We start from the raw sequence: 6,971 nt of genomic DNA, 5'->3' as shown, positions 1-6,971 counted from the left end.
AACCGGCTGAACGCCGCCACCGGGCTGCGGCTGCCCGCCACCCTGGTGTTCGACTACCCGACCCCCGTGGTGCTGGCGGAGTTCCTGCTGGCCGAGCTGCTGGGTGAGCACGGTGATGTCGCCGTTCCGACGGCGATCGCGTCGGTGGCCGACGACCCGATCGTGATCGTGTCGATGGCGTGCCGCTATCCGGGCGAGGTGCACTCTCCCGAGGATCTGTGGCAGCTCGTCACCGAGGGGCGCGACGCCATCTCCCCGCTGCCGGTCGACCGTGGCTGGCAGGTGAACGGCGACCTGGACTTCCAGGGCGGCTTCATGCCCGACGCCGCGGAGTTCGACGCCGGATTCTTCGGGATCTCGCCACGTGAGGCGCTGGGGATGGATCCGCAGCAGCGCGTTCTGCTGGAGACCACCTGGGAGGCGGTCGAGCGAGCGGGGATCGACCCGCTGTCGCTGCGGGGCAGCGACACGGGTGTCTACGTCGGCGCCAGCGGTTCCGGCTACATCCCGTCGGACGAGGCCCGTGGCTTCATGGTGACGGGCCAGGCGGGGAGCGTGACCTCGGGCCGGCTGTCCTACACGCTGGGGCTTGAGGGGCCGGCGGTGACGGTGGACACCGCGTGCTCGTCGTCGCTGGTGGCGATGCACCTGGCGGCGCAGGCGCTGCGCGCGGGTGACTGCTCGCTGGCGCTGGCCGGTGGTGTGACCGTGGTGGCCACGCCGATGGGGATCATGGAGTTCAGCGCCCAGGGCGGGCTGGCCGCCGACGGGCGGTGCAAGTCCTACTCGGATGCCGCCGATGGCACCAGCTGGTCCGAGGGCGTGGGCATGGTGGTCCTGGAGCGGCTGTCCGACGCGCGGCGCAACGGCCACCAGGTCCTGGCCGTCCTTCGGGGCTCCGCGGTGAACCAGGACGGCGCGTCCAACGGGTTGACCGCGCCCAACGGTCCTTCGCAGCAGCGGGTGATCCGTCAGGCACTGGCCGGTGCGGGCTTGACCCCCGCCGAGGTGGACGCGGTGGAGGGCCACGGCACGGGCACGGCGCTGGGCGACCCGATCGAGGCGCAGGCGCTGCTGGCGACCTATGGTCAGGATCGGCCGGAGGACCGGCCGCTGCTGCTCGGATCGCTGAAGTCGAACATCGGTCACACCCAGGCGGCCTCCGGCGTGGCCGGTGTGATCAAGATGGTCATGGCGATGCGGCACGGCATGCTGCCCAGGACGCTGCACATCGACGAGCCGTCCTCGCACGTGGACTGGGCCTCGGGCGCGATAGAACTGCTGACCGAGCCGGCCGAGTGGCCGCAGGCCGATCACCCCCGCCGGGCGGCGGTGTCGTCGTTCGGAATCAGCGGCACCAACGCCCACGTGATCATCGAGCGGATCGAAGCGCAGGATGCGGAGTCCGAGGGCCAGGAGTTCGAGAGCCGTCCCCCCGCGTCGGACGGTGCCGTGCCGGTCCTGGTCTCCGGCCGGTCGGCGGAGGCGTTGCGGGCGCAGGCCGAGCGGCTCGCGGCGTACGTGGACGGCGACCCCGGTCTGCGACTGGCCGATGTGGCGTTCTCGACGGCCACCACCCGCTCGGCGTTCGAGTATCGGGCGGCCGTGGTGGCCGCCGACCACGCGGGTTTGGGGGCCGGCCTGCGGGCACTGGCCGAAGGCCGGCCGGGTGCGGGCGTACTGCAGGGGCCGACCGCGGCCGAATCGAAGCCTGCGGTGCTGTTCACCGGTCAGGGCAGCCAGCGGGCCGGGACGGGTCGGGAGCTGTACGACCGGTTCCCGGTGTTCGCCGAGGCGTTGGACGCGGTGATCGCCGAGCTGGACCCGCTGCTCGATGGCCCGCTGCGCGAAGTCCTGTTCGCCCAGCCGGGTACGGCTGAAGCGGGGTTGCTGGATCAGACGGGGTGGGCGCAGCCGGCCCTGTTCGCGCTGGAGACGGCGCTGTTCCGGCTGGTCGAGTCGTGGGGACTGCGGCCGGAGGTCGTGACGGGGCATTCGATCGGGGAGATCACCGCGGCGCACGTGGCCGGGGTGCTGTCCCTGTCGGACGCGTGTGCGCTGGTGGCCGCGCGAGGCCGGATGATGCAGGCGCTGCCGCCGCACGGGGCCATGGTGGCGGTGCAGGCATCCGAAGCGGAGATCGCAGAGCTGCTGGCGGCCGGTGATGCGACGCAGGTGTCGGTCGCGGCCGTCAACGGCCCGACATCGGTGGTGATCTCCGGGGATGAGCAGGCCGTGCTCGAACTCGCGGCCGCGCTGGAGGAGCGGGGCCGCAAGACCCGGCGGTTGCGGGTGTCGCACGCGTTCCATTCGCCGTTGATGGAGCCGATGCTGGCGGACTTCCGGGCACTGGCCCGGACGCTGACCTTCAGCGCGCCGCGGATCCCGATCGTGTCCACGGTGACCGGTGAGATGGCCACGGCCGAGCAGTTGTGCTCGCCCGACTACTGGGTGGACCAGGTCCGCCAGGCCGTACGGTTCGCCGACGCGGTGCGGGCGCTGCACCGGCAGGGCGTGACGGCCTACCTGGAGCTCGGGCCGGATGGGGTGCTGACCGCGATGGCCCAGGACACCCTGGCCGAGCTCACCGCTCCCGACTCGCCGGCCCAGCTCTCCGACGCCGATCCGGTACTGGTGCCGGTGCTGCGCAAGGACCGGGACGAGCAGAGCGCGATCACGGCGGCGCTGGCGCAGCTGCACGTGCATGGGGTGCCGGTGGACTGGCAGGCGGTGCTCCGCGGCGGGCGCCGGATCGACTTGCCGACGTACGCGTTCCAGCGGCAGCGCTTCTGGCCCGATGGCACCGGTTCCCAGCTGAGGAACGTGGCGGCCGCGGGACTGGCCGCCACCGGGCACCCGCTGCTGGGTGCCGCGGTCGGGCTGGCCGACTCGGCCGGAGTGCTGCTGACCGGGCGGCTGTCGCTGCCGTCGCATCCGTGGCTGGCCGACCACGCGGTGGGCGGCATGGTGATCTTCCCGGGCACCGGGTTCCTTGAGCTGGCGATCCGGGCCGGTGACCAGGTCGGCTGTGACCTGGTGGAGGAGCTGACCCTGACCACGCCGCTGGTGCTGGGCGAGCGGGACGCCGTCGTGGTGCAGGTGTGGGTGGGCTCGGCGGCGGAGTCCGGTCGCCGCAACCTGAGCATCTATGCCCGGCCGGCCGAGGCCGCCGACGAGGAGCCGTGGGTACGGCACGCGGTCGGTGTGCTGGTGGCGGCCGATGGCCGGTCCCGCACCGGCGACATGGCCGGCTTCGACGCGGCGGTGTGGCCGCCGCGGGAGGCTACGCCCATCCAGCTGGACGGGTTGTACGACCAGTTCGCCGCGGGCGGGTTCCATTACGGGCCGGTGTTCCAGGGGCTGCGGGCTGCCTGGCGGGGGACTGACGGCGCGGTGTACGCCGAGGTCGTCCTGCCCGAGCAGGCACAGTCGAGCGCGAGTTCGTTCGGGGTGCATCCGGCGCTGCTGGACGCGGCGCTGCACGGTGTGACCTTCGCCGGCCTGGACGATGCCGAGAGCGGCCGGATGCCGTTCTCCTGGGGTGAGGTGTGCCTGCACGCCGCTGGCGCCTCGGTACTGCGGGTGCGGCTGGCCAGGACAGGCGGCGACGCGGTCTCGGTGATCGCGGTGGATGCCGCCGGGGATCCGGTGCTCTCGGCGCGGTCACTGGTGCTGCGGCCGGTCGCGGCCGGCCAGCTGGCCGCCGGCAGCGGCCGCGACCCGTACCGGGACTCGCTGTTCCAGCTGACCTGGACGGCGTCGCCCGAGACGCCGGCAGCGGTCGACACCGAGCTCGACTCGGTTGAGCTGACCTTGACTCCGACATCGGTACTGGCACTGGAGCTGGCGGCGCTGGAGACGGTGCCGGAGGTGGTGACCGTCGCGGTCGGCTCCGCGGGGTATGGCGACGTGGTCGCATCGGTTCACGAGCTGACCACTGCGGTGCTGGGCCTGCTGCAGGCGTGGCTGGCCGATGACCGCTGTCGCCGCTCCCGGCTGGTGTTCGTGACCAGGGGTGCCGTCGCGGCGAGCGAGAGCGAGGCTGTGGCGGACCTGGCGGCCGCTGCCGTGTGGGGACTGGTGCGGTCGGCACAGTGGGAGGAACCCGGCCGGTTCGTGCTGGTCGACGTGGACGGGCAGGAGTCCTCGCCTTCGGCGCTGTCGGGGGTGCTGGCCGCGGCGTCGGCGTTGGGTGAGCCGCAGATGGCGGTGCGCGAGGGTGGGGTGCGGGTGCCGCGGCTGGCGCGGGTGGCGCTCGGCTCCGACCTTGGCGATGACCTGAACGAGGGCGGTACCCGGGCTTGGGATCCCGAGGGCACGGTGTTGATCACCGGTGGTACCGGTGGTCTGGGTGCGTTGTTCGCGCGGCATGTGGTGGCCGAGCGGGGTGTGCGGCATCTGCTGCTGACCAGCCGCCGAGGCCTGGACGCCCCCGGCGCCGTGGAACTGCAGGCCGAGCTGATCGCGCACGGCGTTGAGGTCACGATCGCGGCCTGCGACATGGCCGACCGCGACCAGGTCGCGGGCCTGCTGGCCGGGGTCCCGGCCGGGCACCCGCTGACCGCGATCATTCACACGGCGGGTGTGCTGGACGACGGGACCATCTCCTCGCTGACACCGCAGTCGCTGGACATGGTGCTGCGGCCCAAGGTCGACGCCGCCTGGCATCTGCACGAGCTGACCCAGGGGCTGGACCTGGCGGCGTTCGTGGTCTTCTCCTCCCTCGCCGGGGTGATGGGCAACGCCGGGCAGGGCAACTACGCCGCTGCCAACGTCTTCCTGGACGCGCTGGCCCAGCAGCGGCGGGCCGCGGGACTGCCCGCGCTCTCGTTGGCCTGGGGTGCCTGGACCCAGGACGTCGGGATGACCGGCACGCTGGACGACGCCGAAATGCGCAGGATGGCGCGGGCGGGGATGCCGCCACTGTCGCCGGAACAAGGCCTGGCGTTGTTCGAGGCTGCTACCGGGCTGGAGCGTGCGCTGCTGATCCCGGTCCGGCTTGAGCCGTCGGCACTGCGGGCGCAGGGCGCGGTGCCGGCGTTGTTGCGGGGTCTGGTGCGGGGTGGGCGGCGGTCGGCGGCGTCCGGTTCGGTGGTGGCGGCGACGTTGTTGCAGCGGTTGGCTCCGCTCACAGCGGCCGAGCGTGCCGAGGTCCTGGTGGATCTGGTGCGTACCGAGGTGGCCATGGTCTTGGGCCATGCCTCGCCCGGTACGGTGGAGGTGCGGCGGGAGTTCCGCGAGCTGGGCTTCGACAGCCTCACCGCGGTCGAGCTGCGCAACCGGCTGAACGGTACGACCGGGTTGCGGTTGCCGTCCACGCTGGTGTTCGACTACCCGACGCCGACGCTGCTGGCGGAGTTCCTGCTGGCCGAGCTGCTCGGCGAGGACGCCGGCGCGATCATCCCCACGTCCATCGTGCCGGTGGCGGACGACCCGATCGTGATCGTGGGCATGGCGTGCCGCTATCCGGGCGGAGTCACCTCTCCGGAGGACCTGTGGCGGCTGGTCACCGAGGGCGCGGACGCGATCTCGCCCTTCCCGACGACCCGCGGCTGGAGCCGTGACGCGCTTTATCCGGGCACCGAGGGACGAGCCGTCAACTACGTCCAAGCGGGTGGCTTCCTGCACGAGGCGGGGGAGTTCGATCCGGGGTTCTTCGGGATCTCGCCGCGTGAGGCGCTGGCGATGGATCCGCAGCAGCGGTTGCTGCTGGAGACCACCTGGGAGGCGATCGAGCGGGCCGGGATCGACCCGGTCTCGCTGCGCGGCAGCCACACGGGCGTGTTCGCCGGCGTGATGTACCACGATTACGCGAACAGCATGCCCTTCCCGGCGGATGTGCTGGGCTTCATGGGCACCGGCACCGCCGGAAGTGTCGCGACCGGCCGGCTGTCCTACACGCTGGGGCTGGAGGGTCCGGCGGTGACGGTGGACACCGCGTGCTCGTCCTCGCTGGTGGCGTTGCACCTGGCCGCGCAGGCGCTGCGCGGTGGTGACTGCTCGCTGGCGCTGGCCGGTGGTGTGACCGTGATGGCCACTCCGGGGCCGTTCATCGACTTCACCGGGCAGGGTGGGCTGGCCGGCGACGGCCGGTGCAAGTCCTACTCCGACGCGGCCGACGGCGCGGGCTGGTCCGAGGGTGTGGGCATGCTGGTGCTGGAGCGGCTGTCGGACGCGCGCCGCAACGGCCATCAGGTGCTGGCGGTGGTGCGGGGTTCGGCGGTGAACCAGGATGGTGCGTCCAACGGGTTGACGGCGCCGAACGGTCCGTCGCAGCAGCGGGTGATCCGTCAGGCGCTGGCCGGTGCGGGCTTGTCCTCCACCGAGGTGGACGCGGTCGAGGGCCACGGCACGGGCACGGTCCTGGGTGACCCGATCGAGGCGCAGGCGCTGCTGGCCACCTACGGCCAGGACCGGGACGAGGACCGGCCGCTGTTGCTGGGGTCGATCAAGTCGAACATCGGTCACACCCAGGCGGCGGCTGGCGTGGCCGGTGTGATCAAGATGGTCATGGCGATGCGGCATGGGGTGCTGCCCAAGACGTTGCACGTGGATGCGCCGTCGTCGCATGTGGACTGGTCCTCGGGTGCGGTGGAGTTGCTGACCGAGCCGGCCGAGTGGCTGCGGAACGGTCATCCGCGTCGGGCGGGTGTGTCGTCGTTCGGGATCAGCGGCACCAACGCGCATGTGATCTTGGAGCAGGGGCCGGAGGTTCCGGAACTCGAAGAGGTTTCGCAGGACCGGGCGCCTGCTGTGGGTGTGGTTCCGGTGCTGGTGTCGGGCCGGTCGGTGGAGGCGTTGCGGGCGCAGGCCGAGCGGTTGGCGGCGTTCGTGGATGGCGATGCTGGTCTGGGTCTGGCCGACATCGCGTTCTCGCTGGCGACGACGCGGTCGGTGTTCGAGCATCGGGCGGTGGTGCTGGCCGAGGGCCGTGAGGGTGTGCTGGCCGGTCTTGGTGCGCTGGCCGAGGA

1 protein-coding gene is annotated in these 6,971 nt (G+C 72.2%); it reads left to right on the top strand.

What is annotated here, in order from left to right; all coding sequences use genetic code 11:
• On the top strand, window positions 1–6,971 hold a 6,971-nt coding region (locus tag ABT130_RS46470), incomplete at both ends, for an SDR family NAD(P)-dependent oxidoreductase (protein WP_350966332.1).

The sequence above is a fragment of the Streptosporangium sp. NPDC001681 genome (assembly GCF_040298085.1).
Classification (GTDB): domain Bacteria; phylum Actinomycetota; class Actinomycetes; order Streptosporangiales; family Streptosporangiaceae; genus Streptosporangium.
The sequence above is the reverse complement of the archived record's forward strand: the minus strand, read 5'-3'. Positions and strand labels throughout refer to the sequence as shown.